The 18,565-nt window shown below is 62.3% G+C and carries 16 protein-coding genes and 1 pseudogene; 11 read left to right on the forward strand and 6 right to left on the reverse strand.

Translation table 11 applies throughout. The annotated features are described in order from the left end of the window. Positions 1-339: 339 nt before the first annotated feature. Positions 340-1,674, reverse strand: a complete 1,335-nt coding sequence (locus art_RS02050) for an MFS transporter (protein WP_052135908.1) — start codon at positions 1,672-1,674, stop codon at positions 340-342. Further along, complete coding sequence (locus tag art_RS02055; protein WP_038462179.1) at positions 1,671-3,347, reverse strand: ABC-F family ATP-binding cassette domain-containing protein; 1,677 nt, start codon at positions 3,345-3,347, stop codon at positions 1,671-1,673. Before art_RS02055 ends, art_RS02050 begins: the two co-directional genes overlap by 4 nt. 802 nt (positions 3,348-4,149) lie before the next feature. Here art_RS02055 and art_RS02060 point away from each other — a divergent pair. The 6 genes from art_RS02060 to art_RS02085 all read left to right on the forward strand — a co-directional run bounded on the left by art_RS02060 (position 4,150) and on the right by art_RS02085 (position 8,985). After that, positions 4,150-5,541 carry a PLP-dependent aminotransferase family protein gene (locus art_RS02060; RefSeq protein ID WP_216699576.1) on the forward strand — a complete coding sequence of 464 codons (1,392 nt, stop codon included), beginning with the start codon at positions 4,150-4,152 and terminating at the stop codon, positions 5,539-5,541. A gap of 105 nt (positions 5,542-5,646) precedes the next feature. Continuing rightward, on the forward strand, positions 5,647-5,847 hold the full coding sequence (locus tag art_RS02065) for a hypothetical protein (protein ID WP_038462180.1): 201 nt from the start codon (positions 5,647-5,649) through the stop codon (positions 5,845-5,847). Further along, positions 5,844-6,197: a hypothetical protein gene (locus tag art_RS02070; protein WP_038462181.1), complete on the forward strand. Its 354-nt coding sequence runs from the start codon at positions 5,844-5,846 to the stop codon at positions 6,195-6,197. The genes art_RS02065 and art_RS02070 overlap by 4 nt, the downstream gene beginning before the upstream one ends. A 134-nt stretch (positions 6,198-6,331) precedes the next feature. Beyond that, positions 6,332-7,180, forward strand: a complete 849-nt coding sequence (locus art_RS02075) for an NAD(P)-dependent oxidoreductase (protein WP_038462183.1) — start codon at positions 6,332-6,334, stop codon at positions 7,178-7,180. Positions 7,181-7,246: 66 nt separating this feature from the next. Next, positions 7,247-8,278, forward strand: a complete 1,032-nt coding sequence (locus tag art_RS02080) for an aldo/keto reductase (RefSeq protein WP_038462184.1) — start codon at positions 7,247-7,249, stop codon at positions 8,276-8,278. Next, positions 8,275-8,985 carry a M23 family metallopeptidase gene (locus art_RS02085; protein ID WP_038462186.1) on the forward strand — a complete coding sequence of 237 codons (711 nt, stop codon included), beginning with the start codon at positions 8,275-8,277 and terminating at the stop codon, positions 8,983-8,985. Before art_RS02080 ends, art_RS02085 begins: the two co-directional genes overlap by 4 nt. A 42-nt stretch (positions 8,986-9,027) precedes the next feature. On the opposite strand, the gene art_RS02090 is transcribed toward art_RS02085, so the two are convergent. Next, the gene (locus art_RS02090) at positions 9,028-10,461 is read right to left on the reverse strand and encodes a mycothione reductase (protein WP_038462187.1); all 1,434 of its coding nucleotides are present in this window, start codon (positions 10,459-10,461) and stop codon (positions 9,028-9,030) included. Positions 10,462-10,631: 170 nt separating this feature from the next. Here art_RS02090 and art_RS22800 point away from each other — a divergent pair, with 170 nt between their 5' ends. After that, positions 10,632-10,997 carry a M20/M25/M40 family metallo-hydrolase gene (locus tag art_RS22800; protein ID WP_038462188.1) on the forward strand — a complete coding sequence of 122 codons (366 nt, stop codon included), beginning with the start codon at positions 10,632-10,634 and terminating at the stop codon, positions 10,995-10,997. Positions 10,998-11,017: 20 nt separating this feature from the next. Here art_RS22800 and tnpA read toward each other — a convergent pair. Then, a pseudogene (tnpA, locus tag art_RS21435) lies at positions 11,018-11,386 on the reverse strand (IS200/IS605 family transposase); the annotation flags it as partial. 56 nt (positions 11,387-11,442) lie between these two features. Here tnpA and art_RS02100 point away from each other — a divergent pair. The 3 genes from art_RS02100 to art_RS02105 all read left to right on the forward strand — a co-directional run bounded on the left by art_RS02100 (position 11,443) and on the right by art_RS02105 (position 13,644). Beyond that, positions 11,443-12,678, forward strand: a complete 1,236-nt coding sequence (locus art_RS02100) for an RNA-guided endonuclease TnpB family protein (RefSeq protein WP_038462189.1) — start codon at positions 11,443-11,445, stop codon at positions 12,676-12,678. A 91-nt stretch (positions 12,679-12,769) separates the two neighbouring features. Next, positions 12,770-13,021, forward strand: a complete 252-nt coding sequence (locus art_RS23235; protein WP_367643781.1) for a hypothetical protein — start codon at positions 12,770-12,772, stop codon at positions 13,019-13,021. After that, positions 13,018-13,644 carry a peptidase dimerization domain-containing protein gene (locus art_RS02105; RefSeq protein WP_052135911.1) on the forward strand — a complete coding sequence of 209 codons (627 nt, stop codon included), beginning with the start codon at positions 13,018-13,020 and terminating at the stop codon, positions 13,642-13,644. The genes art_RS23235 and art_RS02105 overlap by 4 nt, the downstream gene beginning before the upstream one ends. A 56-nt stretch (positions 13,645-13,700) precedes the next feature. Here art_RS02105 and art_RS02110 read toward each other — a convergent pair whose 3' ends face one another. After that, positions 13,701-14,402 carry a TetR/AcrR family transcriptional regulator gene (locus art_RS02110; RefSeq protein WP_052135912.1) on the reverse strand — a complete coding sequence of 234 codons (702 nt, stop codon included), beginning with the start codon at positions 14,400-14,402 and terminating at the stop codon, positions 13,701-13,703. A gap of 158 nt (positions 14,403-14,560) precedes the next feature. Here art_RS02110 and art_RS02115 point away from each other — a divergent pair, with 158 nt between their 5' ends. After that, positions 14,561-16,051 carry an MFS transporter gene (locus tag art_RS02115; protein ID WP_052135913.1) on the forward strand — a complete coding sequence of 497 codons (1,491 nt, stop codon included), beginning with the start codon at positions 14,561-14,563 and terminating at the stop codon, positions 16,049-16,051. A gap of 752 nt (positions 16,052-16,803) precedes the next feature. On the opposite strand, the gene art_RS02120 is transcribed toward art_RS02115, so the two are convergent. Continuing rightward, a complete protein-coding gene (locus art_RS02120; protein ID WP_038462190.1) occupies positions 16,804-18,543 on the reverse strand; it encodes an L-aspartate oxidase in 1,740 nt (579 codons plus the stop codon). Positions 18,544-18,565 lie beyond the last annotated feature (22 nt).

Genomic DNA, 18,565 nt, shown 5'->3' on the forward strand with positions numbered 1-18,565 from the left:
ATCCGCGGAGTTGCACGAACTCCGCAACGCGCGACAACCTGCTCCGTGGCGCACTCGCTGTGCACCGTGAAGAGATGCGGTAGCGCCGCCATTTGGTGCCCCAACTCGCAGTCTTAGAAAGATCGCTACGGAACGGCAGGTTCGTGACCGTTTGGGGACCTCCACTGGGACAGTTTTTTGGCGAACGTGTCTTTGAACGGTTCACCTCGATTCGGAACATACCATTCTTGGCAGCGGGAGCGCAGCGGAGGGAATGCCTCCTGCCTGCCCATCGTGGGCGTGGGAGCATCCTTAGTGGGCTCCCACGCCCACGTGATCCACACCTGCACTTGTGAGGGGTTATTCGTGCTCCTGACTTACCGACTCGATGGGGTCTTGGCTCTCCGTTGTGGAATCGAGGGGATGCTTCATTTCGTCTCGTCGCATTCTCCCGGCGAGAACAGCAAGTACCGCGATCAATACGGGTGTTGTCCCTGCTACGGCGAAGATGACGGCGGTAGGTACCATCATTGCGATGGGACCGACCAGAGCGATCGATAGTGGCATCAGCGCGATCGTAATGAAAAAGTCCAGGCTCGCGACCCGGCCAATCATGGTTGCAGGAACCCGCTGTTGCAGAAGAGTTCCCCAGATGACCATTCCTGCACCTGAGCTGAATCCGACAATAAACAGGGCAGCAGCCATCACCCAGAACGATGTAGTGATACCCAGGAATGCTAGTGGGATGGTCCCGACACCCCAGCCCAGCACCATGGCACTCAGGTAGCGGCGCGGCATCCGCAGGGAAGAAACAACCAGTGATCCAACCGCCCCTCCCACCCCGAACGCAGTGAGGAGAAGCCCGAAAACCTGCTCGCCATTGCCGAAGTTGTCTCGTGCAATGAAGGGAATCAGCACTTCGATGGGACCCATGATGATCAACGTCATGAGGCATGCAAAGGCCAGGGTCCAGAGTAACCATCTCGTTTTCACCGTAAAGGAAATTCCTTCACGTAGATCCGCAAAGATGCCGTGTTGTCCTGAGACTGGATCTAGCTTTTTGGGGTTTCTCGGGTCAGGACGTATGCAGACGACCAGGCTCAGTGCCAGCGCATAGAGCATGGCGACAATCAGTGCGCCGTGCATCGGAAGAAATGCTCCCACGATCATTCCTCCGGTCGCAGGCCCGATTCCTTGCTGCATAGTGGGTCTGAGTGCGCCTTCCAACCCGTTGGCCGCCAAGAGTTCTTCTGTGGGCAAGATGGTGGGCAGAAAGGCACTGTAGGCCGGGTAGAAGAACGCGCTCCCAGCCCCGAGCATCGCTGAGGCAAGAGCCATGTGCCAAAGCTGGATACCGCCACTGAACGCTAAGAGGGTCACCATCGCCACGGCCGCCAAGTTCGTTGCCTGGACCGTGATGATGATGGTCCGTTTCGAGAAGCGGTCGGCGGTGACACCTCCGACCAGGGCGAACGAGAAGAGGCCACCGCTGAGGCAGGCCGCGACCATTGATAGTGCCGTGGTCGAGTTGTCGATCGAGAGTACCTGGAAAACCATGACAATGGTCCACATGCCGGTTCCGAAAAGTGACAATCCCACCGCTCCCAGTAGCAGGCGGTAGTCACGATGATGGAGCGGGGCCAAGGCCCGCCATTTTGATACAGACGCGGGTTTTTGATGTGGTGACGTATTCATGAGGCGCGCCCTTCGAAGGTTGAGCTTCCAGACCAGTCTTCTTTGGGGTTTGCCAAGTTGATGTGCTGCCAGCTTGCAAGGTCGCGGCGAAGTTGACGGTCGTGGGTCGCGACGATTACGGCGGCCTTCGTCGCGTGCAGTCCCTCGGTGAGTTCATCAACAAGCGAGATGGACAGGTGGTTGCTGGGTTCATCGAGCAACAGCACATGGGGTTTGGTTGCCAGTGCCATCGCAAGATCGAGACGGCGCTGTTGGCCCATGGATAGTTCCCGCACCGGACGGTTAAGATCGGCCGAGGATAGAATCCCGAGCGACTTGAGGGAAATCATTTCGCCTTCTTTGACCGTTCCGGCGCTGGTAAATGTTGCGAGGTGGGTGTTGAATGCGTCGCGGGCCCGCATCGTTGTTGCGGTAGGTGACTCCTGTGACAGGTAGGCGATTCTTACGCCACGGGCATGGTGGATTTCTCCCGTGGAAGGTGCAAGGGTTCCGGCCAACACGCTAAGGAAGGTTGATTTTCCGGCACCGTTCGGCCCTGAGACCACAAACTTGCTGCCCGACTCAAGGATGAGGGTCGTCACTGAGTGCATTCGCCCGTCGACTGCCACCTCCACCGCTTGGATCAGTGTGACACCAGGCCGCGCGGAAAGTTCTGGCATGCGAAATTCAAGCGGTGGCTCAGGAGCGGTGATTCTGTGATTTTCAAGGTCATCGCGCCGTCGGTGGACGGAACGAACAAGACTTGGGGCGCGGGTTTGTCGCTGGTGTTTTCCTGTTCCCTTGGGTGGCCGCCATCCCGACACGAGCCGGTTCTGAGCGGTTGCCAGATCTTGGGTCAGTCGGGAATGTTCGGCCTGTTGCTGTTCGTACTCATCGACCCACCGTTCCCGCTCTGCTTTGCGTCCTTCCGTGTACCCCGAATACCCTCCGCCGTAGAGGCGCGGAATCCCGTCTCGGCTCGGGTCAAGGTCCAGGATGTGGGTGGCAACATCTGTCAAGAGTGCCCGGTCGTGGCTCACGACGACGATTCCCCCTTGGCTGCCACGCAGCTGCTCGGTGAGATAGTCCAGCCCCTGCTGATCGAGGTGGTTCGTCGGTTCGTCCAGAAGAAGGAAATCATCTTCAGCGCCCAACAGGCAGGCAAGCCTGACGCGATAGCGCTGACCCACGGATAGTTCAGACAGCAGCTTCGCCCTGTCGGTGACGGCTCCCAATGATTCGAGCGCGACGTCAACCCGGCGATCCGCGTCCCAGGCATCAAGCGTTTCGGCCGCATTCAGGGCTTCGGCAAATATCTCCTCCGCGCCTGGTGACTGGGCCGCCAAGGCGTCTGCGCCAAGATCAAATGCGCGCAGCGCAGCACGGGAATCGGCAAGTTGCTCGGTGATGAGATCCCCGACCGTGCGGCAGTCATCGGTGGGCATTTCTTGTTCGGCTATGCCGAGCGTGCCAATGCGTAGCACTGTGCCGGAGTCAGGGGTCAGTATCTCGGCAAGGATGTGAAGCAGGGTTGATTTTCCTCGGCCGTTCTCCCCTACGATCCCCACTCTGGTTCCTGGTGTGATGGTGAGGTCAACGTTGGTCAGGATCTTACGCCCGCCACGGACAACATGAATAGTCGAAGCTATGAGCTGCGCGCGGGCGCGTGCAGGCAAGGTAATTGTGATGGTCATTATTCCTCCGAAAGGGAGGCGCAACCGCTCGCTTAGAAAAACCCATTGTTAGAAGTAATGGGCGCGATGTGGAGCGGGAAATGCGCTCAGATCTGCTGGGACGCCACACATGACAGAAATGCCGGTGACGGATGGCATGAAAAACCAGCCCGCAGCCTCGGAAAAATCACAAGGAACAGACTGGTGTTAGCCCCAGTAGACGAAGAATAAGTAATTCACAGTTTCGACTTTATCATGGCAGGTGTCCAGAGGCGGGCTCTGTTTAGACTGTCGATTGAAGCTGTCCGGCAAGCCGGTCCATCACCGGTCCAGTGGCCACCAAAATTCCCAGCAATAACAATCCGTGTGCTTCCGCGTTCGCCTGATTCGCGTATACCCCGCCCGAATTAATGCGCGGCGTGCCCTAACTGCAACACCCTAGCGTCTCAGAAATTCAGGTCAACGAAGCGTCTCGTCGACCGGCCGGCGGCAGCGGAGCCGAATACGTACTTTGACCGCCTGAGCGGCCCGGCAATCGTCTGGGATGTCGCCGCAAATGCCTGTCTTGGAGCGAAAAAGGGGAGCTGGTCCTTTTGAAAAGGGGGAGTGGAATTTGAGGAAAATTTTGACGAATTGGGGGAGCTAAGGGGGAGCTGGCCCTAAATAGCTCTGACCTGCGAGGTATAACCGCAGGTCAGAGGCCTGTTGTGCCCCGGGCCGGACTCGAACCGGCGGCCAAGAGAATCGGAGGTTGGTTAGGTATCCTGCAACGTTCAGTAACACTTAGGCGACAAAGTCGGTAACGCTATCTAGGATTGCCGTTGTGAGCAATAACAGGGCAAGTGAGATCGCGCAGAAACTAAAACAGCAGGCCGCCGTGATGCGCGTGGGGGCGAAGTTCCCGTCCGCCAGGGAGTTGTCCAAATCGCACAGCGCCAGCGCCGCGACGATTTCCGCAGCCATTGCTTCCCTGACGGCCTTGGGAGTGCTACGGCCCGAACCCGGGCGCGGCACCTTCGTGGCCGGCCGCGACGAACCGGACGGCCCCTCAGGAATGCCGGAACCAGATTATGCATGGCAGTCCTCAGCCTTGGGCCGCTCACGCGTGGACCCCGGGAAGGCCGGGCGTCTCGGCGCCGCCGGTACGGCCGGGCACGTGCAACTTTCCTGGGGCTATCTGGCCCCTGAGCTGCAGCCTTTTGATGAGCTGCGCACCATCGGATCCCGCTGTGCCAAGAGCCACCGCGCCTGGACCATGGCGCCGCCCATGGGGCTGCCTGACTTGCGGGCCGCCTTTGCCGCCGAGCTGGGCGCCGAAGCGGATGAGGTGCTCATCATGCCCGGCGGGCAGCAGTCGCTGGCGTTTGCCATGCGAACCCTGGCTGACCCCGGATCCACGTTGATCACTGAAAGTCCCAGCTACCCCGGGGCGGCGATTGCCGCGCAGGCCGCCGGCCTGAACCTGGCCGCGGTGCAGGCCGACGCCGACGGCATTATCCCTGAGCAGCTGGCCGACGCGCTGGAACGCACCCGTGCGAAATTGATCTACCTGCAGCCCGGCTGTGCCAATCCGACGGGAGCCGTGCTCAGCCCCGAACGGCGCGTGGCGGTGCTGGCCCTGGCCAAACGCTACGGCGCCTTCATCATCGAAGACGACTGGGCCCGAAACCTCACACTGGAGGGCAGCGCTCCGCCGCAGCTTTTCATGCAGGACCCTGACGGGCACGTGGTCACCATCGCCACCTTGAGCAAGCCGGCCGCACCGGGCTTGCGTGTGGGTGCCCTGGCCGCACGGGGTCCGGCAGGAGAGCGCCTTCGCACTGCCCGCAGTGCCGACGACATGTGCGTTCCGCCGCTGACACAGGAAATCGCGTTGGCCCTACTCAGCTCCGCAGCCTGGCCGCGGCACCTGAAACGCCTGCGCACCGGGCTGCTGGAACGCCGGGAAGCCATGGTTGCCGAAGTCAACGTGGCGCTGTATGGTTCCCGCGTCGCAACCATCCCCACAGCCGGAATTCACCTCTGGGTAAAACTACCCGAGGGTACGGATTCCACCGCGCTCACAGCTGCAGCCAACAGTGCCGGGGTCATGATCGGCGACGGGAAGCATTACTACGTTGACGAGCCTCCGGCACCTTTCATCCGCCTGTCCTACAGTGCCGCCTCCATCCCGCAGATACAGGCGGGGGTGCAGCGGCTGGCAGGGCTCATGTAGGGAATTTGTACCAAGACGCCGGAACCTCGGTGTGGACAAGCGCCTGGCATTGATCCACAATCCAAGGAGAAGCCCACCATCTTCATAGACGGGAGCAGGTGCGAAATGACAGCAGACGGAACAGCCGCAGGCCATTCTGTAAATGAAGAACCCGGCGACATCATGCTCTACACCGACACTGCATATACCGGTGAGATCGGCATTGAACTGGATATGGCTGGCACCAAGGTCAGTGAATACCTGGCAGCCAACGAGGACGTGTTTGCCGGGGGCACATCTCCGTTGACTCCTCACATTTCAGTGTGAGCATCGCGAAGGCGCCCGACCCCGCCGTGCAGGGCCTGCATGATCTGATCGCAACGCTGGGCGGTCAGAGCCAGCTCTTCATTGTTGAAGAGGTCGAGAGGTCCTGGACGGAACTCTCAGAAATTCAAATGAAGATTGTCAGGCAATTCATGGCCGATGAGCCCCAAAGCGTCAACGGTCTTGCCGTGCAAAAACGAACGACCCTGCAGGCTGTTGGCCACCGTGATTCTCCGAGTCGGGTAACCGTTGAGGTGCTCAAGGATCCCGGCGGTACCCCCTTGGAAGAGAACGCCGAGGTGAGAGCCATCAACGCAATGTTCCCCGGTGCCGTGATGTTCATGGAGGTGTGAGGCCCGATTGTTGGCGCCACCGGCCAACCGTAAACTGCCGCCGGTTCAGCGCCTTAGAACGTTTTATCCTCGCGCATGCCAACTGCAGAGTTCTAGAGTGGAGCTGATGCAGCAATCGCAATGAGGGAGATCGCATGAGAATTGCAGTAACAGGCGGCAGTGGCAAACTGGGACGCCATGTGGTGAGGCGGCTGGAAGCTGACGGGCATAAGGTGCTGAACCTGGACCGGGCAGGGGAGCGGAGCCCCAACCTGGCAATCGTGGACCTGCGCAATTACGGGCAGGTCCTTGACGTGCTCCTCGGCCTGGACGATCGACACAGCGGAATCGATGCCGTCGTGCATCTAGGCGCCATTCCCGCACCTGGCCTGGTGCCGGACGCCGCGACCTTTGAGAACAACATGCTCTCCACCTATAACGTGTTCCAGGCGGCGCGTCGGGCAGGGATAAAGAAGGTGGTCTACGCCTCCAGTGAGACGGTGCTGGGACTGCCGTTCGACGCCGCCCCTCCCTACCTGCCCGTCGATGAGGGGTACCCGGCGCGGCCCGAGAGCACGTACTCGCTCGTGAAACACCTGGAGGAAACACTGGCGCGGGAACTGGTGCGCTGGGACCCTGAGCTGTCCATTTCAGCGCTGCGGTTCTCCAATGTCATGGATGAGGCCGACTATGCGGCGTTCCCGGACTACGACGCCGACCCGCTCGCCCGCAAGTGGAACCTGTGGGGCTACATTGACGGGCGCGACGGCGCGCAGGCGGTGGCATGTGCGCTGGAACATGGCCGCCCAGGGTTCGAGGCGTACATCATCGCCAACGCCGACACTGTCATGTCGCGTTCCAGCACCAGCCTCGCCGCCGAGGTTTTTCCCAGCGTCGAGGTGCGCCGGGAACTGGGCGAACACGAAACCCTGCTCGGCATCGACAAGGCCCGGCGCCTGCTCGGCTACGAACCCGAGCACAGCTGGCGAACAGCTCGGCAGTAACCGCCGGCCTCCGGGCGGTGTTGGACGCGGGGGATCAAAAGACACAACAGGAATTGAGGAAGCACCATGGAATACCGGACTTTGGGCAACAGCGGCACGATCGTGTCGAATTACGCACTGGGCACCATGACCTTCGGCGCGGAGGCGGATGAGGGAACCTCCCACACCATCCTGGAGAATTATGTGGGCGCCGGCGGCAACTTCATCGACACCGCCGACGTCTACACGGCGGGCGCCTCCGAGGAGATCATCGGGCGCTGGTTCGCCAGCCGGCCCGGGGCGAGGGACGCCGTCGTGCTTGCCAGCAAGGGCCGCTTTCCCATGGGAATCCACCCGAACGACGTCGGGACGTCCCGCAAGCATCTGACCCGCGCCTTGGATGATTCCCTGCGAAGGCTCGGCGTGGAACAGATCGACCTGTACCAAATGCATGCTTGGGATCCCATCACACCCATCGAGGAAACGCTGCGCTTTCTGCATGATGCGGTGACGAGCGGCAAGATCGGCTACTACGGCTTCTCCAATTTCCTGGGCTGGCAGCTGACGAAGGCCGTGCACCTGGCCCGTGCCCACGGGTGGCACCTGCCGGTGACGCTGCAGCCGCAGTACAGCCTATTGGTGCGGGAAATCGAACTGGAAATTGTGCCCGCCTCACTCGACGCAGGGCTGGGGCTGCTGCCGTGGTCGCCACTGGCAGGGGGCTGGCTGAGCGGCAAGTACAAGCGGGACGAGGCTCCGGCTGGTGCCACCCGCCTGGGCGAAAACCCGCAGCGCGGCATGGAGGCATGGACGGAACGAAACGCGAATCCGCATACCTGGGACGTGGTGGGGGCCGTTGCGGACATTGCCGCTGCCCGGGGTGTCAGTGCATCGCAAGTGGCGCTGGCCTGGGTGGCCGGACGGCCGGCGGTGACGTCGGTGCTCCTTGGGGCGCGGACCACCGAACAGCTGGCGGACAACCTTGGCGCGGCGGACTTGGTGCTGACCGCCAGGGAAATCGAGCAGCTCACTCGGGTCAGCGAGCCGCGCGTGGGCGTTTATCCGTACGGGCCCAAGGCGCAGGAGCAGCGCAGCAGGAAGATTGCCGGGGGCAGGTGAGCGCTGCCGTCCTGCTGGCGTTGCCATTCACGGGGAAATGGCTGGTCCAAAACAGTCCGTTGCGGAGAGTTCCGAGCCACGGCACGGAATTGCTGGGCAGCAGCTGGGCCATTGACTTTGTGGGCGTGGACAACGCACACTGGAGCGCACCCCTGCGTGACTGGCGGACGCTGCTTGCCACCGAGCCGCCGGAGCGGTTCTTTTCCTTCGGACGGGCAATACTCGCACCAGCCGACGGTGTCGTTGTCGCGGCGCACGACGGCGAGAGCGACCATTCGGCGCGCAGGTCCCAGCTGGCGCTGGTGGCTTACATGCTCGGACAGGCAGGACGGTTGCACCAGGGTGTCGCGGCTGTTGCCGGCAATTACGTGATTCTTGAGCTCAATGGCACCGGAGTCCTCAAAGAGAGCGGGGCGTTCGTTGCGCTGGTCCACCTGCGGGCCGGGTCGCTGCGGGTGGGTGTGGGGGAGACGGTCGTGGCCGGAGCCCAGCTGGCGGAGTGTGGCAACTCCGGCAACTCGACCCAGCCCCATGTGCACCTCCAAGCCATGGACAGCGCCGATCTCTCCGTGGCCCGGGGCCTGCGCGTTGCGTTCCAGGAGTTCCGCGAGTGGTCCCGTGGCTCCAGGAACTCCCCGGCAGGGAAAGCCGGGCACACCGGGATTCCCGCTGAGGGATCGATCGTCGAGCCTTTGGCCCCTGCCTAAGTCGGGGCAGAACCGGCGCCGTTCACGGCCATAGTGAATCCGTCACCCGGCCCGCCGCGGTTCAGGCAAACCCAGCAGCGCGTTTTCGACCAGCTCGGAGAGTGCCGGGTGGATCCAGTACTGATTCCTGGCCACGTCTTGGGCCTTCTGGCCGAAGTGCATGGCCTGAATCAGCGGCTGGATGACGGTGGCCGCCTCCGGCCCGATCACATGGGCGCCCAGCAGCAGGCCCGTGGCGGGATCGGCCAGCACCTTCAGGAAGTGGCCGCTGTCCTCGCGCGCCCAGCCGGCCGCAATGTCGGCATACTGCTGCACCTTTACGGCATACGGGATGTCCGCCTTCACCGCGTGGTCCTCGGTGATACCGACGGAGGCGATCTGCGGATCGGTGAACACCGCGGCCGGCACAAAGCGGTGGTCGGAGCGGCGGGGTGCTTCCGGGTGCGCCAGGTTGTGTTTGACCACCTTGGCCTCGTGGTTCGCCACGTGCTTGAGCTGGAACTTGGAGGAGATGTCGCCCAGTGCGTAAATGCCCTCGACGTCCGTTTGCTGGTGTGCATCGACCACCACCCGGCCATGGCCGTCCAGACGCACCCCGGTCTTCTCAACGTCCAGGCTCGCACCATTGGGCTTGCGGCCTGTGGCGACCAGCAGCACATTTGCCTGGAGGGTGTGCGGCCCGCCCGGCCCGTATAGCTGAAGTTCGACGCCGTCCGCCGTGTTTGCCACGCCTGTCACCTTGGTCTCGAGCAGGACTGTGTAGCGCGCCGCGGCCTCCTTCGTGAATTGGGCGGAGACGTCGGCGTCCTGCGACTTGAGCAGCCGCTTCCCGCGGGCAATCTGGGTGACGTGCACGCCAAAGGAAGAAAATACGTGTGCGAATTCCGCGGCGATGTATCCGCCGCCCAGAATGACGATGCTGGTGGGCAGCTGCTCCAGGCGCATGATCGTGTCCGAGGTGTGGAAGGCGGCGGCGGCGGCGGCGGTGCCGGCCGCGTCCGGACCGCTGGCGAGGCCGGGAATGTCGGGGACCACGGCATGGGAACCCGCGGCAAGGACAAACCTGTCGGCCGTCACTTCGGAGGTGCCGCCGTCGTGCAGGTCAATGTGCAGGGCCTTGTGCCCGGTAAACCGCCCGCGCCCGGCAAAGACCGTGATGTTGGGGCATTCGGGACCCTCCCGGTATTTCCGACCGCCGTCCTCGATGGCGTCGATGCGGCCAAAGATCCTGTCCCGGATGCCCGGCCAGTCCACCGAATTCAGCTGTGCGTTAATGCCCAGCGCACTTCCGTGCCGGGCGGCGTCGGCCAGTTCCGCCGGGTGGACGAACATCTTGGTGGGGATGCAGCCAACATTCAGGCAGGTGCCGCCAAACAGGCCGTCCTCCACGATGGCTATGTTCCAATGATCGAATTCCGGGCCCGGGATGGAGTTGCCTGATCCTGTGCCGATGATGACGAGGTCGAAGTGGGGCATGGGTCTGCTTTCGTTCGCTGTGGAAAAGCGCGTGGCACTTTCCAGCAAGGCTACCCGTAGACCTGGCCCCACCCAGGCCATCAGTTGTTGCGTTCAGCTGAGGCTGATCAGGGGTGCGCGGCCGGTTTGGGCAGGCACTGGTGTTGGATCCGTCGAGGAAGAGTGAACTCATGAGCATCGTTGACACCGTCCTGGCGGGCCTCGACCCCGAGCTGGACGGGCTGATGGAGACGTACAAGCAGCTGCACCGGCATCCCGCGCTGGCTTTCCAGGAGCACGAGACATCAAAGCTTGTCGCTGACAAGCTGGCGGTTTGCGGCTATTCCGTCCAGCACATTGGCGGCACCGGCGTCGTCGGTGTCTTGGTCAATGGCGACGGCCCGACGGGCCTATCCCGCGCCGACATGGATGCCCTGCCCGTCACAGAGGGCACGGGCCTGCCGTATGCCTCAGAGGTGGACGGTGTCATGCACGCTTGCGGCCACCTGGTTGGCGAGGGGGCGCCGTCCTTTACGGCCGGGGTGAATCGCTTATAGTGTGTGGGCCTGTTGTGGTTTTCAATAAATATCTTCACGGTGTCCAGGGGTGCGCCTCCGATTGATCCTGCGAAGTAGGATGCTGACCAGAGTTTTTGGGCCCTCCGGTAGTGCTGAACGAGGTCGGGGAATTCTTGGCGGAGTCCTCTGGATGAGATGTCCTTGAGGGAGTTGACGAGTTTGGCCGGGGAGACCTTGGGTGGGAAGTGCACGAGCAGGTGAACATGGTCTCCTTCGCCGTTGAAATCGATGAGCTCCACCTTAAAGTCGGCACACACGCCCCGTAGGATTTTCTCCAAGGGCACCAGGTGGTTGGCGTTCAACCCGCGGTGGCTGTGTTTGGTTACGAACACCAGGTGCGTGTGGAGCAGGAAAACACTGTCACGACCGGTCGACCGGTCTGTGTGCGTCGGATAGTGTCAGACCCTGGTGCTTGACTGAATGTATGCTTCGTTATCGTTACCGGGTGTACCCGGACACAGTTCAACAAGCGGCTATTGCCCGTCTTTTTGGTTGTGTGCGCGTGGCTTTCAACGATGCTCTGGCCCTGCGAAAGACCCACTACGCCGAGACCTGCACGCACCTGTCATCAAGGGTGGTCAGCGCCGCACTGACTGCTTCCAAGCGCACCCCGGAACGGGAATGGCTCAACGAGGTCTCGTGCATTCCGCTCCAGCAGGCAGTTCGCGACCTGGACACCGCGTACAAGAATTTCTTCTCTTCCGTGACTGGCAAGGGCTCCAGGGTTTCCCCTCCCCGGTTCCGGAAGAAGTCCTCCTCGGGCTCTGCCCGTTTCACCACCAGTGCCCGGTACAGCCTGCGCCAAGTCAACACCGGAAAAGCATTGCTGACCCTGCCTAAGATTGGGGAGCTGCACCTGGCGTATTTCCGGGTCGTGCCGGCGGCACCGACCTCGGTCACTTTGATCCGTGAAGCTGACGGCCGCTACTATGCTTCCTTCGTCGTGGACCCGGACCCCAGCACTATGATTGCCAGCACCAGTACTGACGAGGCCGAGCGCACGGCGGGGCTGGACCTTGGACTGACCGATTTCGCCGCCATCACCTACAGTGACGGGACACGGGCGAAATTCCCGGCACCCCGGTTCTACCGCAAGGCCCAACGGAAACTCGCCTGGGCTCAAAGGGAACTCTCACGCCGTGTGAAGGGCTCCAGGAACCGGGCGAAATCCCGTGTCAAGGTTGCCAGGGTTCATGCGAAGATCCGTGATGACCGCCAAGACTTCACCCGCAAGATCGCAGTACCACTGGCCCGCGAAAACCAAACGGTTGCCGTCGAAACACTCAACATCAAAGGCCTGGCCCGCATCAGGCTCGCGAAATCCATCCACGACGCCGGCTGGGGCGCCTTCATCCACGATCTCACCCACGCTGGAGAGAAGTATGGGTGCGCCATTATCGGGATCAGCCAATGGGAACCCACCAGTCAGACCTGCTCCGTCTGGGGGATCAAAACCGGCAGGAAGGCGCCGGACAGCCGGGCCTGGACCTGCCCGGAGTGCGGGGCCCGCCTGGACAGGGACTACAACGCTGCATTGAACTTCATGCTCGCCGCAGGACTTGTGGAGAGCCTAAACGACTGTGGAGGGAACATCAGACTCCGGCTCGCCGAAGCAATTCTCGAAGAAACAGTAACCACCCAACTGATGGACGCCGTCTAACCACGACCGCCACCAAGGGAATCCTCTTCCTTCAGGGAGAGGAGGACGTCAAGACGTGCATGTCACGGCCCTGCTCGGCGCGGCCCGGCTCATGGCCCAGGGCCGGGACGGCTGGTCTGGCACCTTCGTTACCCTGTTCCAGACGGCCGAGGAACTGGGCGGAGGTTCCCAGACCATGGTCGACGGCGGATTGGTCGCCAAGGTGCCACGGCCCGACGTCGCTCTTGGACAGCATGTGATGCCGCTCCCGGCGGGGGTTGCGGCCACCACAGCCGGGCCGGTCTTGTCCGCGGGGACTCGCTCAAGGTCACGGTACACGGGAAGGGTTCGCACGGATCGATGACGCACATGTCGGTGGATCCGGTGGTGCTGGCCGCCTCGATAGTGATCAAGCTGCAGACCACTGTCTCGCGCGAAACCAAGCCGGGGGAGTTTGCCGTCATGACCGTGGGCGCCCTGAACGCCGGGAGCAAGTCCAACATCATCCCGGACAGGGCCGTGCTGTTGTTGAACATCCACAGCTACGACAACCAGCTGCGGACAAGAGTGCTGGCCGCCATTGAGCGGATCGTCACGGGTGAATGCGCCGCCGCCGGGTCGCCCAGGGGGCCCGAGTTCGAGTTTTATGACCAATTTCCGCTCACAAACAACGACGCCAAGGCCACGGACAGGGTCACGGCAGCGTTCACGCGCCACTTCGGCGCGGCCGCGGTGGAGCAGGCATCGCGGCAGACTGCATCAGAAGACTTCAGCCGGATCCCCGACGCCTTTGGGGTTCCCTATACTTACTGGCTTCTGGGCGGGTGTGAACCGGAGGCCTACCGTGCGGCGGAAGCACGCGGCACGGTTGCCCAGGACATTCCGGCGAATCATTCCCCGTACCTCGCGCCGGTGCTAGATCCAACTCTCTCGATGGGCGTTCAAGCCCACGTTGTAGCCGCCCTGGCGTACTTGGGCGCGACCTAGATTCGGGGCGTCCAGAGCCGGCCCTGCAGCGCATCCGCGGCCGGACTGGATCCTGTCTACAGGGGCTGTTCCGGGGCCGGACGGATGCCCTCGATGAGAAGTTGCAGGGCGCGCTGGCCCACGGCCGTGGCTCCCCGATGGTCCACCGGCAGGGCGGCTTGGGCCATGGCGGAGATGAGCAGCAGGTCATGGTGCTCGAAGTCTTCGCGCACCGACTTCGCGGCCTTGGCGCTGGCCACGAGGACCTTCAGCTGGGCGGTGACCTTGGCCTCCATCTCGTCAAGGGCGGCGATGAGTTCCTTGTGAGTGGAGCCCCGGGCCCAGCCGGCACCGCCGATGTAGCCGCCCAGCACCAGCTCACGCATCCCGCGGTCGCGCAGGAGCTGGTCAGTGGAGCGGCGCAGGAAGTACTCGATGCCCGCCCAGGAGTCCTCGTAGCCGTTGGCTGTGAGGGCAAAACGTTCACCGGCAGCCATGTGTTGGCGGTAAACGTCCAGGATCAAGATGTCCTTGTCCTTGTATCGTCGGTACAGGGTGGCGACGCCCACGCCTGCCGCCTTGGCGACGTCAGCCAGAGGCACGCCCAGCCCGTTCGCAGCGAAGAGTTCATGGGCCGTTTGGCGCAACTGTTCGTCACGTGCGCCGGCGAAGTCGGTGGCGAAATCCTGAGACGGGGCACTGGCGTGGTCGACGCCGGATTCCTCACGCGGGTGACTGGTGGAGCTCGCCTGGGTGTCAAGATGCGGCAGCTGTGTCATGCAGTGCTTGCTTTCGGTGGGAGGGCATCGTCTATTTGATATCAGCTCCAGTGTAACGTGAAACTCGGCACGCGGAACAGCTGTTCCGTGTGAGGTAGTCTATGGGGAATAGCTGTTCCGCACGGACGGCTTCGTTACTCGCAAGAAGCAAAAGGTATATGAGCACTACAACGCAAACGAAAAAGGCCAAGCAATCCAAACTAGCCGCGCCGGATCCCCAGCGGACCACCCTGCGCTGGTGGTCGATGCTCGCCATCGGCATGTCCCAGCTGATGGTGGTCCTCGACGCCACCATCATGAATGTCGCACTGCCCAGTGCCCAGCTTGAACTGAACTTCTCGGACACGCTCCGTCCGTGGGTGATCACCTCCTACGCACTTGCCTTTGGTGGTCTGCTGCTCCTGGGTGGCCGCATTGCGGACCTCATGGGCCGCAAGCAGATCTTCCTCATTGGCTTGGTCGGCTTCGCAGTCGCCTCGGCACTGGGTGGCGCCGCACCGACCTTCGCAGTCCTGCTGGCGGCCCGCGTGCTGCAGGGCATTTTCGCAGCACTGCTGGCCCCGGCCGCACTGTCGCTGCTCACCACCACGTTTACCGATCCGGCCGAACGTGGCAAAGCCTTTGGCATCTACGGTGCACTCGCCGGTGCCGGTGGTGCCGTCGGGCTTCTGCTGGGCGGCGTCCTCACGGAATTCATGACCTGGCGCTGGACCCTCTACGTGAACATTGCCTTCGCCGCAGTCGCCTTCGTTATCGGCTTGATTGCCATCGCACCGACCATGCGGGAGCGCGGGGTCAAACTGGATGTTCCCGGCGCGATTTTCGCCACCCTGGGCTTCTTCTCCGTGGTGTTCGGTTTCGCGAATGCTGAAGAGCACGGATTTGCTGCCGTTGGCACCTGGGGGTTTCTGACCCTTGGCGTTCTGCTCCTCGTCGTCTTTGTCCTGTTGCAACGCAAGGGAAAGTCCCCGTTGCTGCCCCTGCCGATCGTGGTTCACCGTGACCGCGGCGCGTCCATGCTGGCCATCTTTGTAGCTGGTGCAGTGATCTTCGGCGTGAACTTGTACCTGGTGTACTACCTGCAGATCGTGCTCGGTTTCACCCCGCTGCAGACAGGGCTGGCCGTGCTGCCACTGTGCCTGGGGATCATGATCTCCGCCATCATTTCCACATCGGTGCTCATGCCCAAGCTGGGCGCCAAGCTGCTGGTGCCAGCCGGAATGATGGTTTCCGCCATCGGTTCCGTCCTGCTCATGGCTGCCAAAGCCGACAGCAGCTACGCCCTCCACGTGGCCGTGCCCATGTTCATCGTCGCCATCGGCCTCGGTGCCATTATTTCCTCTGCCATGAGCGTCGGCACGTTGGGTGTTGATCGCCACCACGCCGGTGCCGCATCGGCGGCCGTCAACGCTTCTCAGCAACTCGGTGGCTCCATTGGCCTCGCCGTGCTCAACACACTCGTTGCCGGGGCCACCATTACCGCGCTCGACGGTGGTGAGGGCCGGCTTGAGTCCCTTGTGAGCGGCTACTCGGGGGCCTACCTTGCCTGTGCCGTCCTCTTGGTGGTTGGTGCCATCGTGACGGCGCTGATGTACCGCGGCCGCGATCACACAGCCGTTTCCACGGGTGAAGCCGCCGTCCACATGTGATGCGGCGAGGCCGCCTGCCGCCCAGGAACGTGAAACAACGGCGCCTCCCAGCTGCGCACCGCAGCAGGGAGGCGCCGTTTGTGCGTGCGGAAAGCAAAGGCCCGCGCTTTCTTTGGGGGTACAGGGGTATCCTCGGCGCCGATTGCGTGCTGGCGCTACAAGCGGCCTGCAACAGACAAGAAGCCCTGCCCCGCGACGCCTTCCCACTTTGAGCCGATCGCCCTCCGAGGTATAACCGTGCGCAACCGGCTCTGGGTGGCGCCCATGTGCCAGTAAATAGACGCAATGCTAACCATCGGCAAGCTTCAACGTGTTCCCGTAAATCGCGGCTGGGCAGACCGACTTGTAGAAATCGCAACGGAACAAATGAACGCAGCCCAGATTATTCTCCCCGTCAGTCCGTTGACGTCGTTCCAGACCTCATACGATGCAATGCATAAGATTTTTGATGCCGTTCTTGTCAATCAAGGAATCCGAGGAATGCAGCGTGGCGGGCACCTTGCCGTGGGAGAAGCACTCCACGCCCAGCTCGTGCCACGGCCCGGTGATGTACTACGCGATTTCGCTTGGATGCGACGGCTTCGAAACGCGGGAGATTACCCTGCATCCCAAAATCCCTCGCCCCGGCAGAAGATGCTTCCGAGGCGTTGGAAGTTCTCCGGAGCCTGATGGCCAAGGTGCCAGACCTGTTCGATGCCATGCCTCCATCCGGTTAATAGCGGAAGACACGGCATCCAACGATCCGTCTGGTGCTATTCGACCAGTTTGCCGGCCGACGAGACTTCCTTGATCAATTCAGAGATCTCCGCAGGGATCTCCGGGATCTCTTCGCGCACCACACCCTCACTTGGCGACCACACCAAATTCACCCGCAGTGAATCATCCATCTGCGGATAGTCAGAGCGGTTGTGGCATCCACGGGTCTCCCTGCGTTCAAGAGCCGCCTCGAGGGTGGCCCGGGCGGCCAACGCCGAACCCTTCAGGTCAAAGGCATGGGCAAGGTCTTGGTAGCCGGCAATGTCGGGATGGATCCCTACGGATTCCATGCGTCCTTCGATGTCTCCAAGCTTCGCCAGACCTGCCAACAGGCCTTCTTCGTCCCGCACCACGCCTGCATGGTCGGTCATCATATTGCGGATGGCACGCTGCAGTTCGCGAACATTTTCCTGCCCGTCCGCGGCCAGCAGGTCATCGATCTCGGCCCGGGCCCCGGTGATGGCCTCCGCAGAGCGCGGCTGGGATTCCAGGGAAGCCGAGTACTTGGCAGCGGCCTGCGCAACGATGCGGCCGAAGACCAACAGTTCAATCAACGAGTTGCCACCCAGGCGGTTGGCTCCGTGGAGGCCACTGGAAGCCTCGCCAATGGCATAGAGTCCGTTGACATCGGTGCTGTGGTCCTCCGGACGGACCCAGACCCCGCCCATGGAGTAGTGCGCTGTGGGTGCGATTTCGATGGGTTCGACGGTGACGTCGAGCATCTGCACTTCAAGCATGGTCTGATAGACGCGAGGCAGGCGCTCCATGATGGTTTCGCGCGGCAGGTGCGAGATATCAAGCCAGACGCCGCCGTTCTGTGTCCCGCGGCCTTCCTTGATCTCGGTGTAGGCGGCCAGCGCCACCCTATCGCGGGTGGAGAGTTCCTTGCGGATCGGGTCGTAGCGTTCCATGAACCGTTCCCCGAGTGCATTGCGCAGGATGCCGCCTTCGCCGCGGGCCGCCTCGGAGATCAAGGTGCCTGCAGCGCTTTCCGGTTGGATGATGCCGGAAGGGTGGAACTGCACCAGTTCCGGGTCGCGCAACCGGGCCCCCGCGTCGACGGCGAGGCGGAATGCATCCCCGGTGTTTTCGTCTCGGCGCGAGGAGGTGCGGCGCCAGATGCGGGTGTGTCCGCCGGCGGCCAGGATGACTGAGTCCGCGTGGATGAGGTAGCGCTTGCCTGTGTTGATGTCGAAGCCGTAGGCACCGAAAACCTGGTTGTCGCGCACGAGTAACCGGGTGATGTAGACAGAGTCGAGGATCGGCAGCTTCAGCTGTTCGGCCCGGTTCACCAGGCTGCGCTGAATTTCCAGGCCCGTGTAGTCTCCGGCAAAGGCGGTGCGGCGGAAGGTGTGGGCACCGAAGAAGCGCTGGGAAATGCGCCCGTCCTCTTCGCGGGCGAATCCCATGCCGTAGCGCTCAAGGTCGTGGATCCCCTGGGCAGCGCCGCGGGCGACAATCGCCACCGTGTGGGGGTTGGCCAGCATGTAACTTTCCTTGATGGTGTCCGCGGCATGCTGCTGCCAGGTATCTTCCTTGTCCATGGTGCCCAGGGCGGCGTTGATGCCTCCGGCCGCGAGCGATGTATGGGCGTCGTTGCGCGGTCGCTTGCCGACCGCGAGCACGTCGACCCCCATTTCCGCCAGCTCGATTGCGGCCCGCAGGCCCGATCCGCCGGTGCCGATGACCAGGACGGTGGTGGAGATTTGCTGTTCGTTCGGGTTCGTTGTCCTCATGTTTCAACACTAGGAACATGGC

It is taken from the genome of Arthrobacter sp. PAMC 25486, assembly GCF_000785535.1.
Taxonomy (GTDB): domain Bacteria; phylum Actinomycetota; class Actinomycetes; order Actinomycetales; family Micrococcaceae; genus Specibacter.

Bases quoted from the DNA above. Each gene is read 5' to 3' on its own strand.
- art_RS02050 (WP_052135908.1), bottom strand. From the start codon at position 1,674: ATGAATACGTCACCACATCAAAAACCCGCGTCTGTATCAAAATGGCGG.
- art_RS02055 (WP_038462179.1), bottom strand. From the start codon at position 3,347: ATGACCATCACAATTACCTTGCCTGCACGCGCCCGCGCGCAGCTCATA.
- art_RS02065 (WP_038462180.1), top strand. From the start codon at position 5,647: ATGACAGCAGACGGAACAGCCGCAGGCCATTCTGTAAATGAAGAACCC.
- art_RS02075 (WP_038462183.1), top strand. From the start codon at position 6,332: ATGAGAATTGCAGTAACAGGCGGCAGTGGCAAACTGGGACGCCATGTG.
- art_RS02080 (WP_038462184.1), top strand. From the start codon at position 7,247: ATGGAATACCGGACTTTGGGCAACAGCGGCACGATCGTGTCGAATTAC.
- art_RS02090 (WP_038462187.1), bottom strand. From the start codon at position 10,461: ATGCCCCACTTCGACCTCGTCATCATCGGCACAGGATCAGGCAACTCC.
- art_RS22800 (WP_038462188.1), top strand. From the start codon at position 10,632: ATGAGCATCGTTGACACCGTCCTGGCGGGCCTCGACCCCGAGCTGGAC.
- art_RS02100 (WP_038462189.1), top strand. From the start codon at position 11,443: ATGCTTCGTTATCGTTACCGGGTGTACCCGGACACAGTTCAACAAGCG.
- art_RS23235 (WP_367643781.1), top strand. From the start codon at position 12,770: ATGGCCCAGGGCCGGGACGGCTGGTCTGGCACCTTCGTTACCCTGTTC.
- art_RS02105 (WP_052135911.1), top strand. From the start codon at position 13,018: ATGACGCACATGTCGGTGGATCCGGTGGTGCTGGCCGCCTCGATAGTG.
- art_RS02110 (WP_052135912.1), bottom strand. From the start codon at position 14,402: ATGACACAGCTGCCGCATCTTGACACCCAGGCGAGCTCCACCAGTCAC.
- art_RS02115 (WP_052135913.1), top strand. From the start codon at position 14,561: ATGAGCACTACAACGCAAACGAAAAAGGCCAAGCAATCCAAACTAGCC.
- art_RS02120 (WP_038462190.1), bottom strand. From the start codon at position 18,543: ATGAGGACAACGAACCCGAACGAACAGCAAATCTCCACCACCGTCCTG.